This window comes from Pseudomonas sp. HP_08, from assembly GCF_055284095.1.
The window spans coordinates 133558-160523 of sequence record NZ_JBTOQC010000006.1 but is presented as its reverse complement, the minus strand read 5'-3'; the positions used below and the strand labels follow the sequence as shown (position 1 = coordinate 160523).

21 protein-coding genes are annotated in these 26966 nt (G+C 60.9%); 13 read left to right on the top strand and 8 right to left on the bottom strand.

The window, feature by feature from the left end; translation table 11 throughout:
- Nucleotides 1–36 precede the first annotated feature (36 nt).
- The 3 genes from ACYAS9_RS07680 (at nucleotide 37) to ilvD (ending at nucleotide 3926) form a co-directional block, all read left to right on the top strand.
- Nucleotides 37–522, top strand: coding sequence for a glycine-rich domain-containing protein (locus ACYAS9_RS07680; protein ID WP_463567714.1), 486 nt, complete (start codon nucleotides 37–39; stop codon nucleotides 520–522).
- On the top strand, nucleotides 519–1784 hold the full coding sequence (locus tag ACYAS9_RS07675) for a hypothetical protein (RefSeq protein ID WP_463567713.1): 1266 nt from the start codon (nucleotides 519–521) through the stop codon (nucleotides 1782–1784). The genes ACYAS9_RS07680 and ACYAS9_RS07675 overlap by 4 nt, the downstream gene beginning before the upstream one ends.
- Before the next feature lie 300 nt (nucleotides 1785–2084).
- The gene (ilvD, locus tag ACYAS9_RS07670) at nucleotides 2085–3926 is read left to right on the top strand and encodes a dihydroxy-acid dehydratase (protein ID WP_463567712.1); all 1842 of its coding nucleotides are present in this window, start codon (nucleotides 2085–2087) and stop codon (nucleotides 3924–3926) included.
- Between the two features lie 70 nt (nucleotides 3927–3996).
- On the opposite strand, the gene ACYAS9_RS07665 is transcribed toward ilvD, so the two are convergent.
- Nucleotides 3997–5064 (bottom strand): HAD family hydrolase, encoded by a 1068-nt coding sequence (locus tag ACYAS9_RS07665; RefSeq protein ID WP_463567711.1) that lies wholly within the window; start codon nucleotides 5062–5064, stop codon nucleotides 3997–3999.
- A gap of 166 nt (nucleotides 5065–5230) precedes the next feature.
- Nucleotides 5231–5749 carry a dihydrofolate reductase gene (locus ACYAS9_RS07660; protein WP_463567710.1) on the bottom strand — a complete coding sequence of 173 codons (519 nt, stop codon included), beginning with the start codon at nucleotides 5747–5749 and terminating at the stop codon, nucleotides 5231–5233.
- 93 nt (nucleotides 5750–5842) lie between these two features.
- On the opposite strand from ACYAS9_RS07660, the gene ACYAS9_RS07655 reads away from it, so the two are divergent.
- The 3 genes from ACYAS9_RS07655 to ACYAS9_RS07645 all read left to right on the top strand — a co-directional run bounded on the left by ACYAS9_RS07655 (nucleotide 5843) and on the right by ACYAS9_RS07645 (nucleotide 9133).
- Nucleotides 5843–7222, top strand: coding sequence for a DUF2868 domain-containing protein (locus ACYAS9_RS07655; RefSeq protein WP_463567709.1), 1380 nt, complete (start codon nucleotides 5843–5845; stop codon nucleotides 7220–7222).
- Nucleotides 7215–8591: a DUF3482 domain-containing protein gene (locus ACYAS9_RS07650; RefSeq protein WP_463567708.1), complete on the top strand. Its 1377-nt coding sequence runs from the start codon at nucleotides 7215–7217 to the stop codon at nucleotides 8589–8591. Before ACYAS9_RS07655 ends, ACYAS9_RS07650 begins: the two co-directional genes overlap by 8 nt.
- Nucleotides 8592–8674: 83 nt before the next feature.
- Complete coding sequence (locus ACYAS9_RS07645) at nucleotides 8675–9133, top strand: YkgJ family cysteine cluster protein (protein ID WP_459742543.1); 459 nt, start codon at nucleotides 8675–8677, stop codon at nucleotides 9131–9133.
- Here ACYAS9_RS07645 and ACYAS9_RS07640 read toward each other — a convergent pair.
- The 4 genes from ACYAS9_RS07640 to thiI form a co-directional block, all read right to left on the bottom strand.
- Nucleotides 9130–10545 (bottom strand): aminotransferase-like domain-containing protein, encoded by a 1416-nt coding sequence (locus tag ACYAS9_RS07640; protein WP_463567707.1) that lies wholly within the window; start codon nucleotides 10543–10545, stop codon nucleotides 9130–9132. The genes ACYAS9_RS07645 and ACYAS9_RS07640 overlap by 4 nt on opposite strands.
- 27 nt (nucleotides 10546–10572) lie before the next feature.
- Nucleotides 10573–11997, bottom strand: a complete 1425-nt coding sequence (locus tag ACYAS9_RS07635) for an L-lactate permease (RefSeq protein WP_463567706.1) — start codon at nucleotides 11995–11997, stop codon at nucleotides 10573–10575.
- A 175-nt stretch (nucleotides 11998–12172) separates the two neighbouring features.
- Entirely contained in the window at nucleotides 12173–13993 is a 1821-nt protein-coding gene (gene typA / locus ACYAS9_RS07630; protein WP_459742538.1) for a translational GTPase TypA, read from the bottom strand.
- Nucleotides 13994–14132: 139 nt separating this feature from the next.
- Complete coding sequence (thiI, locus tag ACYAS9_RS07625) at nucleotides 14133–15587, bottom strand: tRNA uracil 4-sulfurtransferase ThiI (RefSeq protein WP_463567705.1); 1455 nt, start codon at nucleotides 15585–15587, stop codon at nucleotides 14133–14135.
- A gap of 335 nt (nucleotides 15588–15922) precedes the next feature.
- On the opposite strand from thiI, the gene glnA reads away from it, so the two are divergent.
- The 7 genes from glnA (at nucleotide 15923) to ACYAS9_RS07590 (ending at nucleotide 24710) form a co-directional block, all read left to right on the top strand.
- A complete protein-coding gene (gene glnA / locus ACYAS9_RS07620; RefSeq protein WP_463567704.1) occupies nucleotides 15923–17329 on the top strand; it encodes a glutamate--ammonia ligase in 1407 nt (468 codons plus the stop codon).
- Nucleotides 17330–17376: 47 nt separating this feature from the next.
- Complete coding sequence (locus ACYAS9_RS07615; protein ID WP_463567703.1) at nucleotides 17377–18588, top strand: hypothetical protein; 1212 nt, start codon at nucleotides 17377–17379, stop codon at nucleotides 18586–18588.
- Between the two features lie 226 nt (nucleotides 18589–18814).
- On the top strand, nucleotides 18815–19330 hold the full coding sequence (locus ACYAS9_RS07610; RefSeq protein ID WP_463567702.1) for a DUF4124 domain-containing protein: 516 nt from the start codon (nucleotides 18815–18817) through the stop codon (nucleotides 19328–19330).
- 34 nt (nucleotides 19331–19364) lie between these two features.
- Nucleotides 19365–19958 carry a DUF4124 domain-containing protein gene (locus ACYAS9_RS07605; RefSeq protein WP_463567758.1) on the top strand — a complete coding sequence of 198 codons (594 nt, stop codon included), beginning with the start codon at nucleotides 19365–19367 and terminating at the stop codon, nucleotides 19956–19958.
- A gap of 330 nt (nucleotides 19959–20288) precedes the next feature.
- Complete coding sequence (gene glnL, locus ACYAS9_RS07600; protein WP_459742530.1) at nucleotides 20289–21374, top strand: nitrogen regulation protein NR(II); 1086 nt, start codon at nucleotides 20289–20291, stop codon at nucleotides 21372–21374.
- On the top strand, nucleotides 21371–22807 hold the full coding sequence (gene ntrC / locus ACYAS9_RS07595) for a nitrogen regulation protein NR(I) (protein WP_463567701.1): 1437 nt from the start codon (nucleotides 21371–21373) through the stop codon (nucleotides 22805–22807). Before glnL ends, ntrC begins: the two co-directional genes overlap by 4 nt.
- A gap of 130 nt (nucleotides 22808–22937) precedes the next feature.
- The gene (locus ACYAS9_RS07590) at nucleotides 22938–24710 is read left to right on the top strand and encodes an amidase (RefSeq protein WP_463567700.1); all 1773 of its coding nucleotides are present in this window, start codon (nucleotides 22938–22940) and stop codon (nucleotides 24708–24710) included.
- A gap of 158 nt (nucleotides 24711–24868) precedes the next feature.
- Here the strand turns inward: ACYAS9_RS07590 and mgrA are convergent, their stop codons facing one another.
- Together mgrA and ACYAS9_RS07580 are read right to left on the bottom strand one after the other, a co-directional pair.
- Nucleotides 24869–25906, bottom strand: coding sequence for an L-glyceraldehyde 3-phosphate reductase (gene mgrA, locus ACYAS9_RS07585; protein ID WP_463567699.1), 1038 nt, complete (start codon nucleotides 25904–25906; stop codon nucleotides 24869–24871).
- A gap of 111 nt (nucleotides 25907–26017) precedes the next feature.
- Nucleotides 26018–26953, bottom strand: coding sequence for an aliphatic sulfonate ABC transporter substrate-binding protein (locus ACYAS9_RS07580; protein ID WP_463567698.1), 936 nt, complete (start codon nucleotides 26951–26953; stop codon nucleotides 26018–26020).
- Nucleotides 26954–26966 lie beyond the last annotated feature (13 nt).

Sequence of the window (26966 nt, the reverse complement as noted above, 5' to 3'; positions counted from 1 at the left end):
GCATTCGCAGGCAGTGTAATAGGGGAGAAACAAACCATGAACAAAAATTATGAAAAAATAGTTGACTCACTCCCACATATGAAGCATGTCAAAACCAATGCAGAGCCTGCACTTGAAGAGGCAATCTATCACATAGAAAAAATGGATTTATCCATGATCCACAAAAAGCTTTGCTCAGGAAGCAAGCTTATATGTCGAACATGGAGCACAACTGAAAGTGAAATTGCAATTCAGTATTACAAAAACTTCTTATTTTTAAACAGGAAATATTTAGGATTATACCCTGTGATCCCACCCTCACTTGAAATTGATGAGGTTTGGCATCAACACATTCTAGACACGCTAAAATATACTGAAGATTGCACCAAGATTTTTGGTAACTACTTCCATCACAACCCCTATTTCGGTACCCGGGGACTTCAAGATGCCAAAAACCTGAACACGGCATTTGAAATCACACAGCACCTTCATCAAAAAGAATTCGGCAGCCCTATACTTTCTATTTGGGAAGACCTGACATGAAGTACAACACCTTCATGCTAAAGTCTCTCCCCGCGTTCACTTTAAATCGTACATTCCCATTACTGGGTGTTTCGTTGATCTTTTCATTGATCGCTCATAAAAACCCAACGGACTTGGTAGTCACCTCTTACCTCCTTGCGTTGTTCTCGATTGTGTCAGCCACCACTTCGATGCTGGTTGCCACATCAGGAAACATCACTTCACTTCTAGCTAATGATGAAGAAAAAAAACGTGCTTTTTTTACGGGAGCCTTCACAACAGCATTATACTTATCAGGCGTTACCGTACTGCTTTGTATTTTGACCTTTTCAGCAGCAATCAATTTCTTCAATCTAGATAATATTGACACCCAAACATTCGCTTTCCTTGCAACAATCTACATACCGGCAACAGCATTACTTCCAATCAACTTATTCCTTCAGCTATTCCACGAAGCCAACAACAAAGCCAATCATTATTCAAAAATAAAAATTCGCATTACACTGATAGGCTCACTCTTCCTTATAACAGCATTTACCTACAGCACTGAAAAAAACTTCGTCTATTATGCCATCTCATATTTTTTCATCACAGAAGCGCTGTCGCTTATATGTTTGTTAAGCATGAGCAAAGGCTACAGCTTCATATCAATTGCTCAAGCTCGGATCACCGCATGTGAATTAACAAATAAAGGACTAACTATAGCCACTGGTCTTGCAGGACAAAAAATCTATTTTTACTTAATCATTGAACGATTGACCACAAGCAACATCATACTTGCCGCGCAATTTTCAGTACTCATGAGCATCATCAGCATCATTGCAATACCTAGCATAGCACTTAGCCAAATCCACAGTCTTTATATCAGCAGGCAACTGACCAAACCCGAAACGAGTTATCACACTGGATTAGTATGGGCCACAGCATTGACATTTACACTTATGATAATTTTTTCACCGATTGCAGATTTTGCCTTTTCGATTTATGGAAACAATACGATAAACTATTCTACAACGCTTTACGTTGCGATGATGGCTTTCTTATTTTCCAATGCACTTCTAGCACTAACAATGGCTCATCTTCGCGCCCAACATGATACCCTGCTTCCACACATGGCGATCAGTATCATTATGCTCGCCGTAGTCACCCCTGTTCTTTATATACTTCCATGGAAAGCTGGAAGTGTCGTCACACTCATCCTGATTCAAAGCACCGCCCTTCTTTTCGGGGCTTATATTTTGCATAAAAGAATCGCTGTATTTCACAGACGACACCCTCAGTGAAATACTTGAAGATGGCGACGGCTTACCGGCTGAAGTGAAGCACCACCCGGCGCAAGCCGACTCGCCAGTCGTGCGGATCGCAACCAGCCAGCACCACAGATTGTCCGCAACACCCCCCAGAGGTGTAGAATCGCGCCTATTCATCGCCAGTCACCCCCGGCGGGTTTATGAGCTCAGGCCGATTACACGGTGATCCCATGGTAGTCGGTGTCTTCGCAACATCCGGTCACTGCCAGTGTCTGCGGCGCCAATAGAAGCTCACTCCCCTTACTGATTAGCCTGCTTTGCCGGAGTGTTCCAATGCCTGATTATCGTTCCAAGACTTCCACCCACGGCCGCAACATGGCCGGGGCCCGTGCACTGTGGCGCGCCACAGGCATGAAGGATGACGACTTCAAGAAGCCGATCATCGCCATCGCCAACTCCTTCACCCAGTTCGTGCCGGGCCATGTGCACCTCAAGGACCTGGGGCAGCTGGTTGCCCGCGAGATCGAGCGCGCCGGTGGCGTGGCCAAGGAATTCAACACCATTGCCGTGGACGACGGCATCGCCATGGGCCATGACGGCATGCTGTACTCGCTGCCGAGCCGCGAGATCATCGCCGACTCCGTTGAGTACATGGTCAACGCCCACTGCGCCGACGCCATCGTGTGCATCTCCAACTGCGACAAGATCACCCCCGGCATGCTGATGGCCGCCCTGCGCCTGAACATCCCGGTGATCTTCGTGTCCGGCGGCCCGATGGAAGCCGGCAAGACCAAGCTGGCCAGCCACGGCCTGGACCTGGTCGATGCCATGGTGATCGCCGCCGACTCGACTGCAAGCGACGAGAAAGTTGCCGAATACGAGCGCAGCGCCTGCCCGACGTGCGGTTCGTGCTCCGGCATGTTCACCGCCAACTCGATGAACTGCCTGACCGAGGCCCTGGGCCTGGCGCTGCCGGGCAACGGTTCGACCCTGGCCACCCACAGCGACCGTGAGCAACTGTTTCTGCAGGCCGGCCGTACCATCGTCGAGCTGTGCAAGCGTTACTACGGCGAGAACGACGAGTCGGTATTGCCGCGCAACATCGCCAACTTCAAGGCGTTCGAGAACGCCATGATGCTCGACATCGCCATGGGCGGCTCGACCAACACCATCCTGCACTTGCTGGCTGCCGCCCAGGAAGCCGAGATCGCCTTCGACCTGCGCGACATCGACCGCCTGTCGCGCGTGGTACCACAGCTGTGCAAAGTGGCGCCGAACATCCAGAAGTACCACATGGAAGACGTGCACCGCGCCGGCGGCATCTTCAGCATTCTGGGTTCGCTGGCCCGTGGCGGCCTGCTGCACACCGACCTGCCGACCGTACACAGCCGCTCGATGGAAGAGGCTATCGCCAAATGGGACATCACCCAGACCCGCGATGAAGCCGTGCACCACTTCTTTAAGGCAGGTCCTGCCGGCATCCCGACCCAGACCGCGTTCAGCCAGTCGACCCGTTGGGAATCGCTGGACGACGACCGCGAGAACGGCTGCATCCGCAGCTTCGAACACGCCTACTCCAAAGAAGGCGGCCTGGCCGTGCTGTACGGCAACATCGCTCTGGACGGCTGCGTGGTGAAAACTGCCGGCGTCGACGAGTCGATCCACGTCTTCGAAGGCAACGCCAAGATCTTCGAAAGCCAGGACAGCGCGGTACGCGGCATCCTTGCCGATGAAGTGCAGGCCGGCGACATCGTGATCATCCGCTACGAAGGCCCGAAAGGCGGCCCGGGCATGCAGGAAATGCTCTACCCGACCTCCTACCTGAAGTCCAAGGGCCTGGGCAAAGCCTGCGCCCTGCTGACCGATGGTCGTTTCTCGGGCGGCACCTCCGGCCTGTCCATCGGCCACGCTTCGCCTGAAGCCGCTGCCGGCGGCGCCATCGGCCTGGTTCGCGATGGCGACAAGGTGCTGATCGACATCCCGAACCGCTCGATCAACCTACTGATCAGCGACGAAGAACTGACCGCCCGCCGCGTCGAACAGGACGCCAAAGGCTGGAAACCGGTCGAAGTCCGCCCACGCAAGGTGACCACCGCCCTGAAAGCCTACGCCCTGCTGGCCACCAGCGCCGACAAGGGCGCAGTGCGCAACAAGGCACTGCTCGACGGTCTGTGAGTGAGTTTTAGCGAATAAAAAACCGGCGCCTGGCGCCGGTTTTTTTATGTGGACTGAAAAGGGGCCGGCCTTACTGAATCTCTTCCGGCTTCACCACCACCCAGTTCTTGTCCGCCGTCACCGGCAAACCTTCTTTGGCCTGGGCCTCGGCGTTGCTCTTGATCATGCCGTCGAGCTGTTTCATGTACTTGTCCTTGCGGTTGATCCACAGGTGGATACCGCCCTTGTTGACGTCGACACCGTGAAACAGCATGTAGCCGTCGCTGCTGGGCGTGTCGCCGCCGACCAGTACCGGCTTTTTCCATTGGTCGATGTAGGTCAGGATCGCGGCCTGCTTGCCGGCCATCCAGGTCGCCGGGGTCCACAGGTACGGGGTGATTTCCAGGTCCATGTTGGCCTTGGCGTCGTACTTGCCGGCGCTGATCTGTTTACGCGCGGTGGTCAGTTCGCCGGTTTTCTTGTCCTTGAGCAGCATGGTGACGCCGATGACGTTTTCCGGTTTGACGTTGTAGCCGTACTTGGGATCGGAGGCGACCATGCGCACCAGTTCTTCGGAGGCGGCGGTCATCACGTAGACCTCGATGCCGTTCTCCATCAGCTTCTTGTACAGCTCGGTCTGCCCGGTGAAGACCTTGGGTGGCTCGACATTGAGGGTCTTGACCGTGTCGCCTTCGTAATAGGTGGCCGGAATCGGCTTGCCCAGGGCCATCAGCTCATCGACATAGCCCTTGAGCTGCTTGAGGGTGAAGCCCGAGAACACTTGCGCCACCCATGGGTAGCAGACCATGTCGTCCAGTTCGCACAGGCGATAGTAGTAGCTGAACAGGCTTTCCTTGTGCTCGGCGGTGTCTTTGAAGGGGATCAGTTTCAGCGAGGGATCAAGCGTGTCGCGGGTGATCAGGCCTTTGCTTTCCATGTACGGCAGCAGCGACTCTTCGAGGTCGAAGCGGTAGCTGGTGTTGTCCATGTCGAACACCGCGTAGTTGCCCTTGTTGGCGTTGGCCGCGATCATCGCGTCCAGCGCCTTGGCAGCAGGCTCCGGCCAGTGCTTCAGATCGGTGGCCGAAGCCTGACCCGCCAATGTCAGACCCAAACCCAGGCAGAGCGCGGCCGTTAATAATCCTGGCTGAAACTTCATCGTTGGTGTCCCCTTCGTGGTAGATGAGGTCGACCCTAACAAAATCCTGTTTCAGCTTGTGCGCGCCTGCGACTGCTTCGAGTCCGATCCCGTCAGGCAGTTTTCCGTTTGCGACATCCGCCCGTCAAAGCGACACTTTTATGACCGAAAGATGTCAAGCGTTGCCTTAGTCGCTACGTCGTTCCCAGACGTCGAAGTGATACGCCGACTTGCCGTCTTCGGCCGCATTGGCCTGGGTCGAAACGAGTTGCCATTGCGTGGCATCGAACTCGGGAAACCAGGCATCGCCTTCAGGGTTGAGTTCGACGCGGGTCAGGTACAGGCGATCAGCATCCGCCAGGCCCTGCGCGTACAGCTGCGCGCCGCCGATCAGCATCACTTCGCTGACGCCCTGCTCGATCGCCCATTGCTCGGCACGGACCACCGCGGCTTCAAGCGAGGCAAACACTTCGGCGCCTTCAAGCTGCAGACCGGCCTGGCGGCTGACCACCAGGTTCAGGCGGCCGGGCAGCGGGCGGCCCAGCGAATCCCAGGTCTTGCGGCCCATGATGATCGGCTTGCCCAGCGTGGTGGCCTTGAAGTATTTGAAATCCCCCGGCAAATGCCAGGGCATGGAATTGTCGATGCCGATGACCCGGTTTTCGGCCAGGGCGGCGATCAGGCTGAGTGGGAGTTGTTTTTTCATGGCGGCGAGAATACCAGAGCCCAAGGAACTGTTGCCCACCAAGCTTCATCACAAAGGTATGCTGCCTGTCGGTATTTCTTGAAGAGACGCTGTGTGACTGCCCTGACTTCCCTCGATACCTTATGGCTGACCGAAGCCGTGCGCCTGCGCGAGGCCCAGGCCGGCCCGCTGGATGACCTGGAAGCGTGCCGTCTGGCCCGCGTTGCCAATGGCGACCTGACCACCCGCGTGCAGCAACGCGCGCTGTGGCTGGCCGAACGCGACGGCATGACCCAGGCGCTACGGCGCTGGAAGCAAGGTGCGCGTCTGGCCCTGCTGGCCTTGATGGTGCTTTCGGTGATCAGCGGTGCGGGCCTGGCCTTTGCCGCGCTGGGCGATGGCCGTGCGCCGGTCAATGTGTTCTGGGCGCTGGGCAGCTTGCTGGGCATCAACCTGCTGCTGTTGCTCGCTTGGGGGCTGGGCATGCTGTTCGCGCGGCATACGGTCGGCAACCTGGGCCAGCTGTGGTTATGGCTCAGCGACCGGCTGGCCCGCGACGCGCAGGCCGTGCAACTGGCACCCGCCTTGCTGGTGCTGCTGCAACGCCAGCGCCTGGAGCGCTGGGCCTTGGGGCTGTTGAGCAACGCGCTATGGCTGCTGGCCCTGGTCAGTGCGCTGGTGGTGATGCTGGCGTTGATGGCCACGCGGCGTTACGGCTTTGTCTGGGAAACCACGATTCTGGGCAGCGAGACCTTTGTCGGCCTGACCCAGACCCTGGGCACGTTGCCGGCCCTGTTGGGTTTCAGCGTGCCGGACGCCGAGATGATCCGCGCCAGCGGCAACAGCCTTGCAGGCCTGGAAGAGGCCCGGCAAAGCTGGGCCGCCTGGCTGGTCGGCGTGCTGCTGGTCTATGGCATCCTGCCGCGTTTGCTGCTGACGTTGCTGTGCCTGTGGCGCTGGCGGCGTGGTCGCGAGGCCCTGAAGCTGGACCTCAACGACCCGGCTTACCTGCAATTGCGCGAGCGCCTGATGCCGAGTAGCGAGCGGCTTGGGGTAAACGACGCCGCACCTGAGCATTTGCATCAGGTCAGCGCGCCAGCGGCAGCATTTGCCAGCGCAGGTGCGGTGATGGTGGCGATCGAGCTGGACGATCAACAACCCTGGCCACCGCAACACACCGATAACGTGGCGAATGCCGGTGTACTCGACAGCCGAGAGTCGCGCCGGCACTTGCTGGAGCAACTGGCGCACACGCCGCCGGCACGCCTGTTGATCGCCTGCGACCCGCGCCGCTCGCCGGATCGCGGCAGCCTGGCGCTGATTGCCGAGCTGGCGCGCAGTGCCGGCGATACACGGGTGTGGTTGCTGCCGGCGCCTACCGGCCAGCACCTGGACCCGGAACGGCTGGATGACTGGCAGGTGGCACTGCGCGACCTGCCACTGGCGTACACCGACAACGCCCCGATGAGCTGGCTGGAGACAGGCCATGACTGAAACCCTGCAGCCCCTGAAGCTGGCCGTGGTCGGCCATACCAATGTCGGCAAGACCTCGTTGCTGCGCACCCTGACCCGCGATGTCACGTTCGGCGAGGTGTCGCATCGCCCCAGCACCACGCGGCACGTCGAAGGTGCGCGGCTGTCGGTGGACGGCCAGGCGCTGCTGGAGCTGTACGACACGCCGGGGCTGGAAGACGCCATCGACCTGCTCGACTACCTGGAACGCCTGGCCGCCGAGCAGCGCCTGGACGGTCCGGCGCGGCTGGCGAAGTTTCTGCAAGGCAGCGAGGCGCGCCAGCGCTTCGAACAGGAAGCCAAGGTGCTGCGCCAGTTGCTGACCTGCGACGCCGGGCTGTACGTGATCGACGCCCGCGAGCCGGTGCTGGCCAAGTACCGCGATGAACTGGCGGTGCTCGCCAGTTGTGGCAAACCGCTGTTGCCGGTGCTCAATTTCGTCAGCAGCCCGCAGCAGCGCGAAGCCGAGTGGCGCGATGCGCTGTCGCGCCTGGGCCTGCATGCGCTGGTGCGTTTCGACAGCGTCGCGCCGCCGCAGGACGGCGAGCGGCGGCTGTATGAAAGCCTGGCCCTGCTGCTGGAAAGCGCCCGCCCGCGCCTGGAAACACTGATTGCCGATATCGAGGTGCAACGCCAGGCGCGTTATCACAGCGCCACGCGACTGATCGCCGACCTGCTGATCGACTGCGCGGCCTGCCGGCGCAGTGTCGAGTCCCGCGAAGAACCCGAACGCCAGGCCATCGAAGCGTTGCACCAGGCAATTCGCCAACGTGAACAGCGCTGCGTCGAAAGCCTGCTGACGCTGTACGCCTTTCGCGTGCAGGATGCGGCGGCCAGCCATTTGCCGTTGCTCGACGGGCGCTGGGGCAATGACCTGTTCAACCCGGAAACCCTGCGTTTGCTCGGCGTGCGCGTGGGCGGTGGCGTGGCAGCCGGTGCGGCAGCCGGTGCCGGGGTCGACCTGCTGGTCGGCGGCATCACGCTGGGCGCGGCCGCGCTGGTCGGCGCGATTGCCGGCGGCGCCCTGCTGACTGCCCGCAGTTACGGCGGCCGCCTGCTGGGCAAACTCAAGGGCCAGCGCGAGCTGACCGTCGACGATGCCGTGCTGCGCTTGCTGGCGTTGCGTCAGCGCCAGTTATTGCAGGCGCTGGGCGTACGCGGCCATGCAGCGATGAGCAGCATCGAGCTTGATACGCCGCAGGATGATCAATGGCGCAAAGGCAAACTGCCCGAGCCGCTGCGCAAGGCCCGTGCGCACCCGCAATGGTCGGCGCTCAATGCCCATCCACGGCTGAGCCAGGCAGAACGGCAGGAAACCCTGGAAGAACTGGCGCAGGTGCTACATACGTAGCGCCACACATCATCTATCGCTACTGCAAAGCCCTGCGGACCGGTATCATCCCGCGCCCGTGATGTCCGCCTCCAGAAACGATAATGAAACCGACCCTGATTGCCGCCGCTGAAATCGACCGCCTTGAAACCTGGGCCAAATACGCCAGCCACATGTGCGGAGGCTGTATTTCCAGCTGCTGCACGCTGCCGGTGGAAGTGAAGATCAAGGATTTGATCCGCATCGGCGTGGTCGATGAGTTCGAGAGCGGCGAGCCGCCGAAGAACATCGCCAAGCGCCTGCTCAAGGAAGGCACCATCGAGCGTTACAACCAGAAGAGCGGGATTTTCACCCTGCAGCGCATGAGCAACAACGATTGCCTGTACCTGGACCGCAAGAGCCGCTTGTGCACCATCTACGAAAAACGTCCCGACACCTGCCGCAGCCATCCCAAGATCGGCCCACGCCCCGGCTATTGCGCCTACAAGCCCAAGGCTGTCGAGCGTAACAACAGCAGCAGCGCGCTGAACCAGAGCTCGGCGCGGGCACCGATCAAGTTCTAAGCCGCCCTCGCCAGATGCGCGCAGGCCGCCAGGGTTTTCAGGCGCTGCACGACATCTGGCGACAGCGTGGTGCCCAGGCACACCCGCAACCCCGTTGCACAGCGGCCATCGGCAAAGAAGATTCCGCTGCCCGCCACAGGACAGCCGCGCTCACGCGCCAGGCGCTGCAAGGCGTCCATGTCGGTCTGTGCGGCAAATTCAAACCAGTGAATAAACCCGCCGCGTGGCGGCACATAGCGTGTGCCCGGCGGAAAATCACTGCGCACCAGTGCCTCGACCGTCGCCGTCACCTCGCTCAGCCGGGCGCGCAATCTGGCGAGGTGTTCTTCCATGTAGCCACGCCCGATGAACTCGTTCAGCACATGCTGGGCAATGCTCGACACCGCCAGGTTGCGCGAGAACATCTGCGCCAGGATGGCATCGCGGTACTTGCCCGGCACGCACCAGCCCACCCGGTAACCGGGCGCCACGGTCTTGGAAAACGATGAGCAATACAGCGTGTTGCCGGACGCATCGTAACTCTTGATCGCCCGCGGGCGATCCACCTCGGGCACCAGGTCGAAAAAGATGTCGTCCTCGATGATCGGCACGCTCGCCGCGCTGGCCAGTTGCGCCAGACGTGCTCGGGCGTCGTTGCCCATAATGAAGCCGCGCGGGTTCTGCAAGGTGGGGTTGAGAAAGATCGCCGCCACGCTTTTCTGCTTCAGCGCTTCTTCAAGGTGGTCGATGTCCAGACCCTGCTGCGCATCAGTGCGAATCGGCAAGGCGCGCAGGCCCAGGCGTTCGAGGGTTTGCAGGATGCCGTAGTAGGTCGGGGTTTCAATGGCCACCGTCGCGCCCTTGGGCGCCACCGCCTCCAGCGCCAGCTCCAGCGCCGTGGTGTCGCCGCTGGTCACCAGAATGTCTTCCGGGCCGCAGACCACGCCGCGCGCCAGCATCAACCCGGCGATGCGCCGGCGCAGTGCCGCCAGGCCCGGCGGTGCGACCAGACCGCTCAAGGCGGCGTCGGTCCTGGCGACCGCGACCAGGCATTTGTTCAGCAGCACATCAGGGGCGAGGTCAGCGTGCAGCACGGCCGAACTCAAGGACGGCGTGTCATGGCTGGCCGCCTGGGCGAGCATCTCGACCACCGCATGGTTGACGTTGACCGTCACCCCGGAAAGGTCGAAGCCACGGGAGGCGCTGATACGCGCCACCCGATAGCCGACTCGCGGCACACTGAAAATCCAGGCATCGGCTTCAAGGTCAGCCAGGGCACGCTGCACGGTGGTGATGCTGGTATCGAACATCCGCGCCAGCGTGCGCACTGAAGGCAGTTTCGCCTCGCAGGCCCATTCGCCGCCGTCGATTTGCCGGATGACCCAGTCCCTGACCACATGCCAGCGTTTGGCGGATACATCGAAGCTGTGCATGGTGGCTCTTGCTGGACGGTGTGGATTTCAAGGCCAGGAAAGTAGCACAGCGCCCATCACCGCGACGATGACAATGTTGAGCAGCACCAGGGCAAAACCGAAGCGCACCAGGTGGTGTTCTTCTTGCCGGCTGGCCGCCGCCAGCCCGGTGATCAGCGAAAGAATCGACAACGACCCCAGCGCGCCATGCCCTGCGGCGCTGTTGACCATCGCTGCCAGCCAGGCACCGTGCTCGCCGGACAATGCCATGACCGAAGGCATCACCAGCGTGTTGCCGCCGACATTGGAGCCGGTGACATAGCCGGCCACCCCCGAGAACAGCGCCACCGTGGGCGCCAGCGATACGCCGGACAGCGATTGCAGAAAGCGCTGGGCCTCCAGCAGAAAACCGGCGTTGACCATGACCTGCGACAGCAGCAGGAACAACAGGATGCTCAAGACCGGAAAGCGACTGCGCTTGAACAATGCACCCCAGGCAAAGCCTTGCGCGGCAGCGGGCCGAACCGACATCAGCACGCTGACGATCAACAGCGCCAGCCCCGGCGACGCCAATGGTTTCCACGACACGCGCTCGCCCTTGATGACCCAGAGCTCGTCCCAACCGCTCAGCACAAAAATCCCCCGTGACAGCACCACGATGCCGAGCAATGCCAGATAAGGCCAGGCTGCCTCGGGCCAGCGCAGTAGGCTTTTGCGCTGTACAAATGACAGCCCCAGGCCCACGCCCGCGACGGCCAGCGCCGCCAGCACGCCGGACACTTCAGGCCCGACCCAGCGGTTGATCGCATACAGCACCGCAATGAACAGCGCCGTCATCAGCAGCAGGCCCAGCCACGGCGCAACCTTGCAAATGCCGGCCTGCCACAACGCGATGGCTGCCAGGCAGAAAAACACCGGCGCGCTGATCAGCGCCGAATGGCTGCCCAGGGTGTGCGCCGGCAGGTGCGCCAGCAAGGCGCCAATCGAAGTCGCCAGGCCCAGCGTGCCCCACGGCATGATGACCATGCCCGCCAAGGCGATTTTCATCCCGGCCGCCCGACCGAACAGGCCCATCAGCAGCGGCACGGTGGCAATCAGCGACACGCCGAAACCGGTCATGGCCTCCAGCAACGGCGCAAGGCCCAGCACAATGAAAATCACCTGCGCGGCAGGCTTCCAGCCCAGTCCCTTGACCCATTCGCCAATCGCGGCAGGCGCGCCGCGCTGCTCCACCTGAATGACAAAGGCCAGCCCCGGCACGATGACGCACGCAGTGCTCAGAAACAGAATCGTGGTGTCTTGCGCGATGACGGCCGACAGGGCCAGCGACCAGGGCGCCGCGACGCCGGCCTGCCACAACAGCAGCACCAGCACCACGCCCATGAACGCCGCCTGCACCGGCGGCCTGCGCAGGATGAGGATCAAGGCAATCACCAGCGCGACGGGTGAAAGTTGCAACAACAGTGGTGCCATGGTTTTGCGCTTCCCGGTTCAGTCATGTGGCTGTTCGGGACAGGGTGAGGGATAGGTGAGGCGGGCGAGAGATACAGATGGGCGGTGTTTTTCAATACGCAGCCGAAAGCCACAAACAAGAACGCCCCCGGCCTTGCGACCGGGGGCGTTTCTAGTCAGCGCTTGAACCGATTACTCAGTTCTTGGCTTTCTTGGCAGCGCGGGTACGCTCGCTTTCGTCCAGGATCTTCTTGCGAAGACGGATGGACTTCGGCGTGACTTCGCACAGCTCGTCTTCCTGGATGTATTCCAGAGCCTGTTCCAGAGTGAACTTCACTGGTGGAACCAGAGCGATGGTTTCGTCTTTACCCGAAGCACGCATGTTGTCGAGCTTCTTGCCCTTGGTAGGGTTGACGCCCAGGTCGTTGTCGCGGCTGTTCTGGCCGACGATCTGACCGTTGTAGATCTCCTGGCCGTGCTCGACGAACAGCTTGCCGCGCGCTTGCAGGGTTTCCAGCGAGTAGGTCAGTGCCTTGCCGGTTTCAACCGAAACCAGTACGCCGTTCTGACGGCCGGACATGTGGCCCGACTTGACGGTGTCATAGCGATCGAAGATCGAGGTCAGGATGCCAGCACCGTTGGTCAGGGTCAGGAACTGGTTACGGAAACCGATCAGACCGCGAGCAGGGATGTTGTATTCCAGACGAACACGGCCTTTGCCATCCGGCACCATGTTGGTCAGGTCGCCCTTACGCAGGCCCATCTCTTCCATGACCTTGCCCTGCGAATCTTCAGGGATGTCGATGGTGACGTTTTCGAACGGTTCCTGCTTGACGCCGTCCACTTCGCGGATGATCACTTCAGGACGGCCCAAGGCCAGCTCGAAGCCTTCGCGACGCATGGTTTCGATCAGTACCGAGAGGTGCAGCTCACCACGGCCGGAAACCTTGAACTTGTCAGCGCTGTCGCCTTCTTCAACTTTCAGGGCAACGTTGTACAGCAGCTCCTTGTCCAGACGATCCTTGATGTTACGCGAGGTCACGAACTTGCCTTCTTTACCGCAGAATGGCGAGTCGTTGACCTGGAAGGTCATGGAAACGGTTGGCTCGTCGACGGTCAGAGGCTTCATCGCTTCGACGTTCAACGGGTCGCACAGGGTGTCGGAGATGAACAGCTCGTCGAAGCCGCTGATGCAGACGATGTCGCCGGCAGCTGCTTCTTCAACGTCTACACGGTGCAGACCGTGGTGACCCATCAGCTTCAGGATACGACCGTTGCGGCGCTTGCCGTCGGCGTCGATGGCGACCACCGGGGTGTTCGGCTTGACGCGACCACGGGCGATACGGCCAACACCGATAACACCCAGGAAGCTGTTGTAGTCCAGTGCCGAGATTTGCATCTGGAACGGACCGTCACGGTCAACGGCTGGCGCCGGAACGTGATCGACAACCGCCTGGTACAGCGCGGTCATGTCTTCGCCCATGGCGGTGTGGTCCAGACCGGCGATGCCGTTCAGGGCCGAGGCGTAAACAACCTGGAAGTCCAGTTGTTCTTCGGTAGCGCCCAGGTTGTCGAACAGGTCGAAAATCTGGTCCAGAACCCAGTCCGGACGCGCGCCTGGACGGTCAACCTTGTTGATGACCACGATCGGACGCAGGCCGGCTTCGAAGGCCTTCTTGGTCACGAAACGGGTTTGCGGCATAGGGCCGTCCTGAGCGTCGACCAGCAGCAGCACGGAGTCGACCATCGACATGACGCGCTCTACTTCACCGCCGAAGTCGGCGTGGCCCGGGGTGTCCACGATGTTGATGTGGTAGCCGTTCCAGTTGATGGCGGTGTTTTTCGCCAGAATGGTAATACCGCGCTCTTTCTCCTGGTCGTTGGAGTCCATCACGCGCTCGTCGTTGAGCTCGTTGCGCTCCAGAGTGCCGGACTGACGCAGGAGTTTGTCTACCAGGGTGGTTTTACCATGGTCAACGTGGGCGATGATGGCGATGTTGCGGAGATTTTCGATCACTTGTGTATCTCGATCAGAGGATTCGGTTTGCTGCCCGACAAGGGTCAGCGATTAGCGTTTGAAGCTTCAAGGCGTCGGCCGATGCCGCAAGGCGTCGGGGGGCCGGTGACGCAAGCCACAGGCAAACAGCCCCGGGCACTTAGCTCGGTCGATATACGCGCACATTGGCATACCCCTCACTGAGCAGATGGTGAGCATGCAGGCGGCTCATGACGCCTTTGTCGCAATACAAAAGGTACTGGCGATTACCGTCCAGTTCCTTGAAACGGCTGTTCAGTGCATAGAACGGCAGCGTCTGTACTTCCACGCCCGGCACGTGCAACGGCTGGTCTTCCTGGGCATCCGGGTGACGGATGTCGACGATGACCTGGCCTGCCAGGGCCTGTTGGACTTCTTCAACTTCGACATGCTGACCCAGATCATCGATTACCTGATCGATGGTCACCAGCCGGGCGCGCTCCAGAGCACGCTCCAGCACCGCCATGTCGAAGCGGGTTTCTTCATGCTCGACGCGGTTGCGCTTGGCATTGGTCTTGGGGTTGACCGAAATCACCCCGCAATATTCAGGCATGTGCCGGGCGAACTCGGCGGTGCCGATCTTCGTCGCCAGGTTGACAATCTCTTGCTTGTCGGTCGCCACCAGCGGACGCAGCACCAGCTTGTCGGTCGCCGAATCGATGAGGCTCAGGTTCGGCAGGGTCTGGCTCGACACCTGGGAAATCGCCTCGCCGGTGACCAGCACATCAATCTCCAGTCGGTCAGCCATGGCGGAGGCTGCGCGTAACATCATACGCTTCAACACTACACCCATATGACTGTCGTCGACGTTTTGCAGAATTTCGCCCAGAACTTCCTCGAACGGCACGCTGATGAACAGTACACGCTGGGAGCTGCCGTATTTTTTCCAGATAAAGTGCGCGACTTCCATCACGCCCAGCTCGTGGGCGCGGCCGCCCAGGTTGAAGAAGCAGAAATGCGTGACCAGGCCACGGCGCATGATCTGGTAAGCCGCCACGGTGGAGTCGAAACCGCCCGACATCAACACCAGGGTCTGCTCCAGCGCGCCCAGCGGATAACCGCCCAGGCCCTGATGCTGGCTGTGGATCACGAACAGGCGCTGGTCGCGGATTTCCATGCGCACCACCAGTTCGGGCTGTTTCAGCTCGATGCCGGCGGCCCCGCATTCGCGGCGCAGCTGGCTGCCCACGTAGCGCTCGACTTCCATCGACGTGAAAGTGTGCCTGCCGGCGCGCTTGCAGCGCACCGAAAACATTTTGCCCGGCAGCAGGTCGGCGTAATGCGTCTTGCATTTGGCCACGATGTCATCGAAGTCGCCCAGCGGGTATTCGGCCACCTGCAGGAAGTTGGCGATGCCGGGCATGCAGCTCAGGCGCTCGGTGATGCCGTGCAGGATCTTCGGATCCGTCAGCCGGGTTTCGACCTCAAGGTTGTCCCACACGCCGCCCACGACAATGTCCGCATCCAGCTCACGCAGGACGACACGGATGTTCTTGGCCAGCTGGCGAATGAACTTCTTGCGCACCGGCGGGCTTTTGATGGTGATTTCGGGGAAAACTTTGACGATCAGTTTCATAGAAACAATGCGCGTGGGGCCAGCTAAAAAAGAGGGGCGCGGATTATAGCGGAAATTGCTCAAGGTTTAACCAGTTATCGTACGCCCGATCATCGGCGCACCAAAAACGCACACTTCAGGCAATATCAGCATCATTACGGTGCATATATTTCGCGAAAAATCTCTCTGATAGCGGTAAACGCTTGTATTTGGGGCGCTCAACCCAACTCGGGGCACTGGCATGCAATTTGCTCCCTTGTGAGGCAGGTTGCCATGGCAGAGTATTCTGCGCCGTGCATCACCCAAATCGTCGGGGCCAATACCAAGAAAAGGCCTCAAGTCACCCGGAGGACACCATGTCGAAGTCGGTTCAACTCATCAAAGATCATGACGTTAAATGGATTGATCTGCGCTTCACTGACACCAAAGGCAAGCAGCAGCACGTCACCATGCCGGCGCGCGACGCGCTGGACGACGACTTCTTTGAAGTCGGCAAGATGTTCGACGGTTCCTCCATTGAAGGCTGGAAAGGCATCGAAGCCTCCGACATGATCCTGCTGCCGGACGACGACTCCGCAGTACTGGACCCGTTCACCGAAGAGCCGACCCTGATCCTGGTCTGCGACATTATCGAACCTTCGACCATGCAAGGTTACGATCGCGATCCACGCGCCATCGCTCACCGCGCCGAGGAATACCTGAAGACCACCGGTATCGGTGACACCGTCTTCGTAGGTCCTGAGCCGGAGTTCTTCATCTTTGACTCGGTCAAATACAAGTCCGACATCTCTGGCTCCATGTTCAAGATCTTCTCCGAGCAAGGCTCGTGGATGACTGACCAGGAAGTCGAAGGCGGCAACAAAGGCCACCGTCCAGGCATCAAAGGCGGCTACTTCCCGGTGCCACCGGTCGACCACGACCACGAAATCCGTACTGCCATGTGCAACGCACTGGAAGAAATGGGCCAGTTCGTCGAAGTGCACCACCACGAAGTGGCCACTGCCGGCCAGAACGAAATCGGCGTGAAATTCAACACGCTGGTCAAGAAGGCTGACGAAGTCCAGACCCTGAAGTACGTTGTTCACAACGTTGCCGACGCTTATGGCCGCACCGCTACCTTCATGCCGAAGCCTCTGTACGGTGACAACGGTTCGGGCATGCACGTCCACCTGTCGATCGCCAAAGACGGCAAGAACACCTTCGCCGGCGAAGGCTATGCCGGCCTGTCCGACACTGCCCTGTACTTCATCGGCGGTATCATCAAGCACGGTAAGGCCCTGAACGGCTTCACCAACCCGTCGACCAACTCCTACAAGCGTCTGGTCCCAGGCTTCGAAGCCCCGGTCATGCTGGCCTACTCGGCACGTAACCGTTCCGCCTCGATCCGTATTCCTTACGTCTCCAGCCCACGTGGCCGTCGTATCGAAGCCCGCTTCCCGGATCCGGCTGCCAACCCGTACCTGGCCTTCGCAGCTCTGCTGATGGCCGGCCTGGACGGTATCCAGAACAAGATCCACCCAGGCGATGCTGCCGACAAGAACCTGTATGACCTGCCGCCTGAAGAGGCCAAAGAGATTCCACAGGTTTGCGGTAGCCTCAAAGAAGCCCTGGAAGAGCTGGACAAGGGCCGTGCGTTCCTGACCAAGGGCGGCGTGTTCTCCGACGACTTCATCGATGCCTACATCGAGCTGAAAAGCCACGAAGAAATCAAAGTCCGCACCTTCGTACACCCTCTGGAATACGATCTGTACTACAGCTGCTGATTGCAGTGCGCGGGGTCAGCCCCGCGCAACAAAGAGGCCACCTTCGGGTGGCCTTTTTCGTTTGTGCGCGCAGCGTTATCCTGCCGCTCATGACCAAAGACGCGCAGCACCTCATCGACCTGACCGGCCCCGCCAGCCATACCCTCAAGCGCGAGCCGGGCGTTGGCCTGTTGCGCATGGGGCCTGCGGCACTGGGTAAAAATGCCGACCTGCACCTGGAAGCGCATGAGCAGCCGGACTGGAGCGTGTTCGACGCCTTCAGCACCCCGGCCGGCACGCCCTGGCCGCGCGTGCTGAGTTACACCGGCAGCGACAGCGGGTTCTTCGACTGGGCCTGCAAGCGCCCGATCGAAACCCTGAACTGGACACCGATCCTGCCCAGGGACACGCGGATCGATGCCCGCCACAGCAATATTCACCAACTGTCGCTGGACCTGAGCCAGCCGGGCGGGCACCTGCACCTGACCTTGCCCAGCCACGAGGTCTGGCCGTCTCGCCACTTGAGAGTCGAAGGCGATCTGGCCCGCCTCAGCACCGACGGCGACTTGCCGACTGATCTGGCGCTGGCGCCCGCCACCCTCGCCCGTAAAACCTCGCAGCCCTACGTGCTGCCCGATCTGGGCGACCTGCATGGCGTCGACAACCTGACGCTGCATAACGGCCCGATGGCGCAGCCGATTTCACTCAAGTGCCTGGCGCGTTTTCCGCACCTTGCGTCGCTGAGCCTGTGGGGGCATTTCTGCGATTTCGAGCAACTGGCCAATCATCCTGGTTTGCACAGCCTGCAATTGCGCTTCATGCCTGAGCTGAGCACGCTGCCAGCGCTCGACACCTGGCCGAAGCTTGAGAGCTTCATCGCCTTCAATGTCGAGGAAAACACCGGCAAGCGCCTGCGCCAGCAGCTCAAGAAGCGCGCGTGGACCGGGCATGCTTCGGTCAGCCAGCTACGCAAGCCGCAGTGGTGGCAAGCCGAGTTTGGCCGGCCTTTCTCGGCCTGGCCGAAGCGACAGGCCACACTGGCCAACCAGGCTTTCGACCACGCCCTGGTGCAACTGGGCGATGCGCAAGATCTGGCGCAGGCTCAAGCCGCTGTCACCACCTTCGTCCGCAGCTTCAATGCCTTCAAGGGCATCGAGACCCGCGAGCGCGAAGACCTGGGCGAAGCGGTCTGGCAGCTCAGTCAGTGCGCCGATGCCGTGCGCCTGGGCGTGACCGAAACTGTGGCACAACGATGGTTCGATCAGGCGAGAGATTACTGAGTAATACTGATCAGTTTAGCCTTGGCACCGCGCTGTCGCGCAGCAAGCATCAGACTGTGGGAGGCAGCTCTGCTGGCGATTGAGTGCGAAGCGCTCACAGAATTTTACGACTGCTAGCGCAGCCGATCGCGAGCAGAGCTCCCTCCCACAACTGAGGGACTCACGCAATACGCGCCAATGTGCATTATGCTGGTTGCCCATCGCGCCCATTGATGTCGAGAAGTCCATGCGCCGTTACCTCGCCTGCCTGCTGCTGTTGATCTGCGTGCCCGCCATGGCGCAGATCTACAAGTACACCGATGCCAATGGCAACACTGCCTTCAGCAATCAGCCACCCGACGGCACCAAGGCCGAAGCGGTCGAGCTCAAGCCGCTCAACAGCGTCGAGGCCCAGCGCCCCATGGCGCCGGTCAGCGAGCCCACGCAAAACCCGGCCGACCAACCTGCCTATCAGCGCCTGGAACTGACCGACCTGCCCGCTGACGCCGCGGTGCGCGCCAACGACGGCACCTTTACCCTCAATGTCGCGGTCGAGCCGCGCCTGCAACCGGGCCATCGCCTGCAACTGCTGGTCGACGGCAACCCGTATGGCCAGCCGAGCAACCTGCCGCGCCTGCAAGTGGTGAATCTGGAGCGTGGCGAGCACAGCTTTGCGGTGCTGGTGCACGATGCCCGGCGCGTCATCCAGCAGAGCCCGAACGTGACGCTGAGTATCATGCGCGTCGCTGCGGGCAGGCCTTGAAGTGAGCCTTGTCCGCGCCCTGTCGCTATGCCTGATGCTGTCGAGCCCGTTGATGGCCGCCGAGATCTATACCTACATCGATGCCCAGGGCAATCGGGTATTCACCGACCAGCCACATAAAAACGCCAAGCGCGTGGACGTAGCCCCGAGCAATAACATGACCGCCACGCCGCCCACCCGCAACGTAAAGGTCAGCCCGCCTTCCCCGGTCAAAACCAGACCGGCCGTGCGCTACACGCTGCTGCGTATTCTGGTGCCTGAACCCGATGCCATCATGCGCAGTGTCGAAGGCAACCTGATCGTTACGGTGAGCAGCGAACCGGCCCTGCAGGAAGACCATGCCTACCGCTTGCTGCTCGATGGCCAGCCGGTTGCGGCACCGGGACGCAGCCCGGTATTCCCGCTGAGCAATATCGACCGCGGCACGCACCAGCTGTCGGTGGAAATCCTCGACCAGGACGGCCACCTGCAGGAAAAGACCCCCAACCAGCCCTTCCACCTGCAACGCCAGACCCTGACCCAGAAGCGCCTGGCCAATCCCTGCCAGATCGTGGAGTACGGCGTGCGCCCAGAATGCCCGCTCAAGGACAAGCCAGAGCAAAAAAGCAGCTGGCTGCCGTTTCTCTGAAATGGCGCAGACCTCGCGAAGAGTTCGGCATCGGCGCACCAAAACACCACAAAGCACTAAACTAGTGCATAAATAATCCGACGCACTGGCGTATAGCCCCACTTCGGTTCAATTTTGTCGGGCAACGGGCGTAGGCTTTCAACAAGGGCACAATAAAAGCCCGGTTTTTGCTGAACGGCCGCTTCTTTTCGGAGCCTTGGTTTGGTTCTTGCAACTTCACCCGGCACAGCACTGCGTTACGCACCGTCTTGATGACAGTGCCCAGGCTGGCAAATCCTGCCAGCGTTACAGTTCGTGATTGCAATGTGCCAAAAGAGGTCACCCGGATTCATGACTATCAGCGACGCGCTGCACCGATTGTTACTCGACAATCTGACCACTGCGACGATCCTGCTCAACGCCGACCTGCGTCTTGAGTACATGAACCCCGCCGCAGAAATGCTCCTGGCCATCAGTGGTCAGCGCAGCCACGGGCAGTTCATCAGCGAACTGTTCACCGAGTCCGCCGAAGCCCTCAGTTCGCTTCGCCAGGCGGTGGAACATGCGCACCCGTTCACCAAGCGCGAGGCCATGCTCACGGCGCTGACCGGCCAGACCCTGACTGTCGATTACGCCGTCACCCCGATCCTCAACAAGGGCGAAACCCTGCTGCTGCTCGAAGTCCACCCGCGTGATCGCCTGCTGCGCATCACCAAGGAAGAGGCTCAGTTGTCCAAGCAGGAAACCACCAAGATGCTGGTGCGCGGCCTGGCCCACGAGATCAAGAACCCGCTGGGCGGCATTCGCGGGGCGGCGCAGCTGCTGGCCCGCGAGCTGCCCGAAGAAAGCCTCAAGGACTACACCAACGTCATCATCGAAGAGGCCGACCGCCTGCGTAACCTGGTCGACCGCATGCTGGGCTCCAACAAGCTGCCCTCGTTGGCTTCGACCAATATCCATGAAGTGCTCGAACGGGTTTGCAGCCTGGTGGATGCCGAAAGCCAGGGGCGCATCACTTTGGTGCGTGACTATGACCCGAGCATCCCCGATGTGCTGATCGACCGCGAGCAGATGATCCAGGCCGTGCTCAATATCGTGCGCAACGCCATGCAGGCCATTGGCAGCCAGAACGAGCTGCGCCTGGGCCGCATTACCCTGCGCACCCGGGCCATGCGCCAGTTCACCATCGGCCACATCCGCCACCGGCTGGTCAGCAAGGTCGAGATCATCGACAACGGTCCCGGCATCCCGCCCGAGCTTCAGGAAACCATTTTCTACCCGATGGTCAGCGGCCGTCCCGACGGCACCGGGCTGGGCCTGGCCATTACTCAGAACATCATCAGCCAGCACCAGGGCCTGATCGAGTGTGAAAGCCATCCCGGCCACACCAACTTCTCGATCTTCCTGCCGCTGGAACAAGGAGCCGCTTCGACATGAGCCGTAGTGAAACTGTCTGGATCGTAGATGACGATCGTTCCATCCGCTGGGTGCTGGAAAAAGCCCTGCAACAGGAAGGCATGACCACGCAGAGCTTCGACAGCGCCGATGGCGTGATGAGCCGCCTGGCCCGCCAGCAGCCGGATGTGATCATTTCCGATATCCGCATGCCCGGCGCCAGCGGCCTGGACCTGCTGGCGAAGATTCGCGAGCAGCACCCGCGCCTGCCGGTGATCATCATGACCGCGCATTCGGACCTCGACAGTGCCGTGGCCTCTTACCAGGGCGGTGCCTTCGAGTACCTGCCCAAGCCGTTCGATGTCGACGAAGCGGTGTCGCTGGTCAAGCGTGCCAACCAGCATGCCCAGGAACAACAGGGCCTGGATGTACCGCAAGTAGTTGCCCGCACCCCGGAAATCATCGGTGAAGCACCGGCGATGCAGGAAGTGTTTCGCGCCATCGGGCGCCTGAGCCACTCCAACATCACCGTGCTGATCAACGGCGAGTCCGGCACCGGCAAGGAGCTGGTGGCGCATGCCCTGCACCGTCACAGCCCGCGCTCCATCGCCCCGTTCATTGCGCTGAACATGGCCGCCATCCCCAAGGACTTGATGGAGTCCGAGCTGTTCGGCCACGAAAAAGGTGCCTTCACCGGCGCGGCCAACCTGCGCCGTGGCCGCTTTGAGCAAGCCGACGGCGGCACGCTGTTTCTCGATGAAATCGGTGACATGCCTGCCGACACCCAGACCCGCCTGCTGCGCGTACTGGCCGATGGCGAGTTCTACCGGGTCGGTGGCCACACGCCGGTCAAGGTCGATGTGCGCATCATCGCGGCGACTCACCAGAACCTTGAAACCCTGGTGCATGCCGGCAAGTTCCGCGAAGACTTGTTCCATCGCCTGAACGTGATCCGCATCCATATTCCGCGCCTGTCGGACCGTCGCGAAGACATCCCGACCCTGGCCCGGCACTTTCTCAGCCGCGCAGCCCAGGAGCTGGCGGTCGAGCCCAAGCTGCTCAAGACCGAGACCGAGGAATACCTCAAGCACCTGCCGTGGCCGGGCAACGTGCGGCAACTGGAAAACACCTGCCGCTGGATCACGGTCATGGCCTCGGGCCGTGAAGTGCACGTCAGCGACCTGCCGCCAGAGCTGCTCAACGTTCCGCAGGACGCCGCTCCCGTCACCAACTGGGAACAAGCCCTGCGTCAGTGGGCCGATCAGGCTCTGTCGCGTGGCCAGTCCAACCTGCTCGACAGCGCCGTCCCGGCCTTCGAACGGATCATGATCGAGACCGCCCTCAAGCACACCGCCGGCCGTCGCCGCGATGCAGCGGTATTGCTCGGCTGGGGTCGCAACACGCTGACCCGCAAGATCAAAGAGCTGGGCATGAAAGTCGACGGTGCTGACGACGACGACGGCGAGGACAGCTGACCAAAGGGTACGCCCGGCCAGCAAGGCGTGGCGGGGCATGCTGGTATTTTTGTCAGTTTACGGCTGCAACATTCGCTGATTAGCTCCTTGAAACGGCCTTGTCTCTCAGGGCTTCAAGGAGCTGATCGTGATGGATTACACCCTCTATCCAGAGCTGCGCGCCGTCAATGCACGGTTGCTCGCCTGCCTGCCGGCACGTTCGTCGTTCAAGTTGCGCAACCGCATCGTGGATTACGAAATAGTCGAAATGGCCGTGCTGTTTCGCACAAACGAGCTAACCGCCGAGCAAGTGACCATTGCCTACCTGGCGCAGATCTACAACCACAACGGCCCCTTCGAGGTGTACGACGACAACGGCGGATTCAATGCCTTTGTGCGTATCGATGCACAAGAAGCCCTGACCCAGTCGCGCTGGGCCGATCAGTGGCTGAGCAACCCCGATGATCCACGCGGCCCGGCGCCGGTCATGTGCGGCATTGCCTTGGGCGCCAAGGATGTCATCGCCATTCACGGGCGTGAAAGCAAGAATGGCACCCACGCTTTCGACACCAATGTCGCCTTGCGGGACGCCACTATTGTGGCCCGCCTGCGCGAACAGGGCGCGGTGCTGATCGGTCACACCATCTGCTCGGAGTTCTCCGGCAGCGTGGACGGTGATTTCGGTGCCAATGCGTGGGATCAGACCCGCGTGCCGGGTGGCTCGAGCTCCGGCTCCGGTATTGCTCCGGTCGCCCGCCTGTGTGCCGGGGCACTGGCCGAGGAAACCGGTGGTTCGCTGATCATTCCTGCTGCCGCCAATGGCGCCAGCGGTATCAAGCCCTCGCTGGGCCTGGCCTCGACCGCAGGCCTGATGCCACTGACCATGGGCTGGGATGTGCCTGGCACGATCGCCCGTTCAGTGCGCGATGCCTCGCTGATCCTCTCGATCATCAGTGGCCTGGACCCTGTCAACGACCCGTTGACCCTGTCGGCGCCCATTCCGGCGCTGGAACTGCCGTGCGCGCCGCGCAATGACCCCACACCGCTGCGCGGGATCACCATCGGCATTCCACAAACCGACTGGATGTTCCCTCAGACGGCCGGCCTGCCGCCCTCCAGCGCCTATGACGCGGACTACCTTGAAGCCTTCGAGCGCTTCAAGACGCAACTGGCCGACATGGGCGCGCGAGTGATCGACTTTCCGGGCCTGGACATGAACCTCCCCGAAAACAAGCTCTACTGCCGCGCCGCGCCGATATTCAACACCGAAGACCCGGCCATGTTCATGACCCCCACCATGCTGACCAGCTATCCGGTGCAGTACGAGGCCCATTACTGGCAGGCCGGGGCCGACTTTGCCGAACAGCGCCCGGACCCACACCGCGAAACCTTGCTGCGCATGTACGACACGGCGTTTTTTCACGGCGTCATCGAGCAGGTTCCTTACTCGGTGATGGTCCAGGCCGACCTGCTGCGGCGCCAGCAACAGGACCTGTGGTATCAGGCCCTGCGCATGCGACAAGTGGATTTCATGCTGGTCATGCCATTGGGTGCGCATGTCGGCCTGCGCCTCGGCACTGACCCGGACCCGGCAAAGACCGGCTTGCAGGCCCGGCGCAATTTCTATGAACTGCCCAATGCGCTGGGCTGGCCGATGGTCACCTTTCCCATTGGCCACGGCAGCACCGGAGTGCCGAACAGGATGCCCATCAATGCAGCCTTTTGGGGGACCCGTTTCGGCGAAGTGCAGATCATCCAGGCGGCACTGGACTTCCAGGCGCGTTACCCGCATTACCACGACGAGGCACCACCGACTCCGGAGTTTGGTCCGGCGACCCGACGCCCGGCGGGCGCGCCCCGCGTCTGGGAGGTCACCCCGCAGAACGCCACCGACCCACGAATCATCGAGCGGGGCCGGCTATGAACAACGCCACTGACTTCTACAGCGTGGCCTGGAAACCCATGCACGAACCGGCACTGCTGCCGGCCAGCGATGAGCAGGCACCGACAGCGTTTTTCAGTATTGCCTGGCAGGTGCCGCTAAGAGCGCTGTATTACCCGAACATCCCGCTGCCCTCGGGCTTATTGCGCCAGGGAAGGCTTGGCCCACAGGTTGATGCCGCCCTCGACTGCAAAGCGGTCGATGGCGGCCAGTTCCTCAGCGCTGAACGTCAGATTGTTCAAGGCCGCGACGTTCTCGACGATTTGCTCGGGACGGCTGGCGCCGATTAGTGCCGACGTCACCCGCGGGTCGCGCAGGGTCCAGGCTAGGGCCATTTGCGCCAGGCTCTGGCCACGGCTGCGGGCAATCTCGTTGAGGGCGCGAACGTGGGCCAGGTTCTGCTCCGACAAGTGCTCGGCCTTCAGCGAGCCACCGCCGGGACGGTTGACCCGGGCGTCCTGCGGCACGCCATTGAGGTACTTGTCCGACAGCAGGCCCTGCGCCAGGGCGGTGAAGGCAATGACGCCGGCACCCAGCTCGTCGGTGGTGTCGAGCAGGTCTTTTTCGACCCAGCGGTTGAGCAGGTTATAGGCCGGCTGATGGATCAGCAGCGGCACGTTCCACTGCTTGAGCAAGGCCGCGATTTCCCGGGTCTTGCTGCCCGAGTACGACGAGATGCCGATGTACAACGCCTTGCCCTGCTGCACGGCAGTCGCCAGGGCGCCGGCGGTTTCTTCCAGCGGCGTGTCGGGGTCGAAGCGGTGCGAATAAAAGATATCCACATAATCGACGCCCAGGCGTTGCAGGCTCTGGTCGAGGCTGGCCAGCACGTATTTGCGCGAACCGCCGCCCTGGCCGTAAGGGCCCGGCCACATGTCCCAGCCGGCCTTGGTCGAGATGATCAATTCGTCGCGGTAGGCCTTGAAGTCCTCGCGCAGCAAACGGCCGAAATTCACCTCGGCGCTGCCGTAGGGCGGGCCGTAGTTATTGGCCAGGTCGAAATGGGTGATGCCCAGATCGAACGCGGTGCGCAGCATGGCGCGCTGGGTGTCGATCGGCGTGCTGTCGCCGAAGTTGTGCCACAGCCCCAGCGACAAGGCCGGCAGCAGCAAGCCACTGCGGCCGGTACGGCGATAGAGCATGTCGGTGTAGCGGTTTTCGGCAGCGATATAGGTCATTGAGGGTATCCCGGCTCTCTGGATTTCGAATTTCTCGTAGGAGCGGCTCGTAGGACCGACTTTAGTCGGGAACGATTGCGCGCCATTCCCGGCTAAAGCCGGTCCTACGGGTTATGGTTTTTGCCACACGGTTTTCTGGATATCGACCTTCTTGGGCAGCAGCCGATTGTCGAAGAACAGGTCCGCCGTCACTTGCTGTGCCTGGATGATTTCCGGCGTGATCGGCAGGCTCGGCGACACCGGGCGGTGGTCGATGTACAGGCCGATCACCTCGGCAGGCAGGCCCATGCTGCGGGTCAGGATCTGGATGCTTTGCTCGCGCTGGCTGCGGGTCAGTTCGTCGGCACCGGTCAGTTCATCCAGCACCTGCTGGACGAATGCCGGATGCTGCTCGGCAAAGCCGCGTCGGGCAGTGTAGACCGGTCCCGACAATCCCAACCCGGTGCCGTCGGCCAACAGCCGGCTATGGCCTTCGACCAGGGCGATGGAATAGTACGGGTCCCAGATTGCCCAGGCATCGACGCTGCCGTTTTCAAAGGCGGCGCGGGCATCGGCGGGGCTCAGGTAGATCGGCTGGATGTCCTTGAAACTCAACCCGGCCTTGAGCAACGCACGCAGCACCAGGTTGTGGGCGCTGGAGCCTTTTTGCAGTGCAACCTTGCGGCCCTTGAGCTCGGCGACGTTTTGCAGCGGGCTGTCCTTGCGCACCAGAATCACCTCGGCCTGAGGCTTGGCGGGTTCTGCGCCGACATACACCAGATCGGCGCCGGCCACCTGGGCAAAAATAGGCGGGATATCGCCGGTGGAGGCGATGTCCAGGCTGCCGATGTTCAGCGCTTCAAGCATCTGTGGCCCGGCCGGGAACTCGATCCATTTGATCTGCGTATTGGCGAAGCGCTTTTCCAGCAGGCTGTGTTCCTTGGCCAGCACCAGAGGAATCGAGCCTTTCTGAAAACCGATGCGCAAGGTCTCGGGATCAGCGGCGGCCGCGGTATTGATCAGCCCGCAGAACGCCAGGGCGGCGGCGAGTAATGCCAGTGGTTTCATCGCAAAGTCCTAC

Bases quoted from the DNA above. Each gene is read 5' to 3' on its own strand.
- ACYAS9_RS07680 (WP_463567714.1), top strand. From the start codon at position 37: ATGAACAAAAATTATGAAAAAATAGTTGACTCACTCCCACATATGAAG.
- ACYAS9_RS07675 (WP_463567713.1), top strand. From the start codon at position 519: ATGAAGTACAACACCTTCATGCTAAAGTCTCTCCCCGCGTTCACTTTA.
- ilvD (WP_463567712.1), top strand. From the start codon at position 2,085: ATGCCTGATTATCGTTCCAAGACTTCCACCCACGGCCGCAACATGGCC.
- ACYAS9_RS07665 (WP_463567711.1), bottom strand. From the start codon at position 5,064: ATGAAGTTTCAGCCAGGATTATTAACGGCCGCGCTCTGCCTGGGTTTG.
- ACYAS9_RS07660 (WP_463567710.1), bottom strand. From the start codon at position 5,749: ATGAAAAAACAACTCCCACTCAGCCTGATCGCCGCCCTGGCCGAAAAC.
- ACYAS9_RS07650 (WP_463567708.1), top strand. From the start codon at position 7,215: ATGACTGAAACCCTGCAGCCCCTGAAGCTGGCCGTGGTCGGCCATACC.
- ACYAS9_RS07645 (WP_459742543.1), top strand. From the start codon at position 8,675: ATGAAACCGACCCTGATTGCCGCCGCTGAAATCGACCGCCTTGAAACC.
- ACYAS9_RS07640 (WP_463567707.1), bottom strand. From the start codon at position 10,545: ATGCACAGCTTCGATGTATCCGCCAAACGCTGGCATGTGGTCAGGGAC.
- ACYAS9_RS07635 (WP_463567706.1), bottom strand. From the start codon at position 11,997: ATGGCACCACTGTTGTTGCAACTTTCACCCGTCGCGCTGGTGATTGCC.
- thiI (WP_463567705.1), bottom strand. From the start codon at position 15,587: ATGAAACTGATCGTCAAAGTTTTCCCCGAAATCACCATCAAAAGCCCG.
- glnA (WP_463567704.1), top strand. From the start codon at position 15,923: ATGTCGAAGTCGGTTCAACTCATCAAAGATCATGACGTTAAATGGATT.
- ACYAS9_RS07610 (WP_463567702.1), top strand. From the start codon at position 18,815: ATGCGCCGTTACCTCGCCTGCCTGCTGCTGTTGATCTGCGTGCCCGCC.
- ACYAS9_RS07605 (WP_463567758.1), top strand. From the start codon at position 19,365: ATGCTGTCGAGCCCGTTGATGGCCGCCGAGATCTATACCTACATCGAT.
- glnL (WP_459742530.1), top strand. From the start codon at position 20,289: ATGACTATCAGCGACGCGCTGCACCGATTGTTACTCGACAATCTGACC.
- ntrC (WP_463567701.1), top strand. From the start codon at position 21,371: ATGAGCCGTAGTGAAACTGTCTGGATCGTAGATGACGATCGTTCCATC.
- ACYAS9_RS07590 (WP_463567700.1), top strand. From the start codon at position 22,938: ATGGATTACACCCTCTATCCAGAGCTGCGCGCCGTCAATGCACGGTTG.
- mgrA (WP_463567699.1), bottom strand. From the start codon at position 25,906: ATGACCTATATCGCTGCCGAAAACCGCTACACCGACATGCTCTATCGC.
- ACYAS9_RS07580 (WP_463567698.1), bottom strand. From the start codon at position 26,953: ATGAAACCACTGGCATTACTCGCCGCCGCCCTGGCGTTCTGCGGGCTG.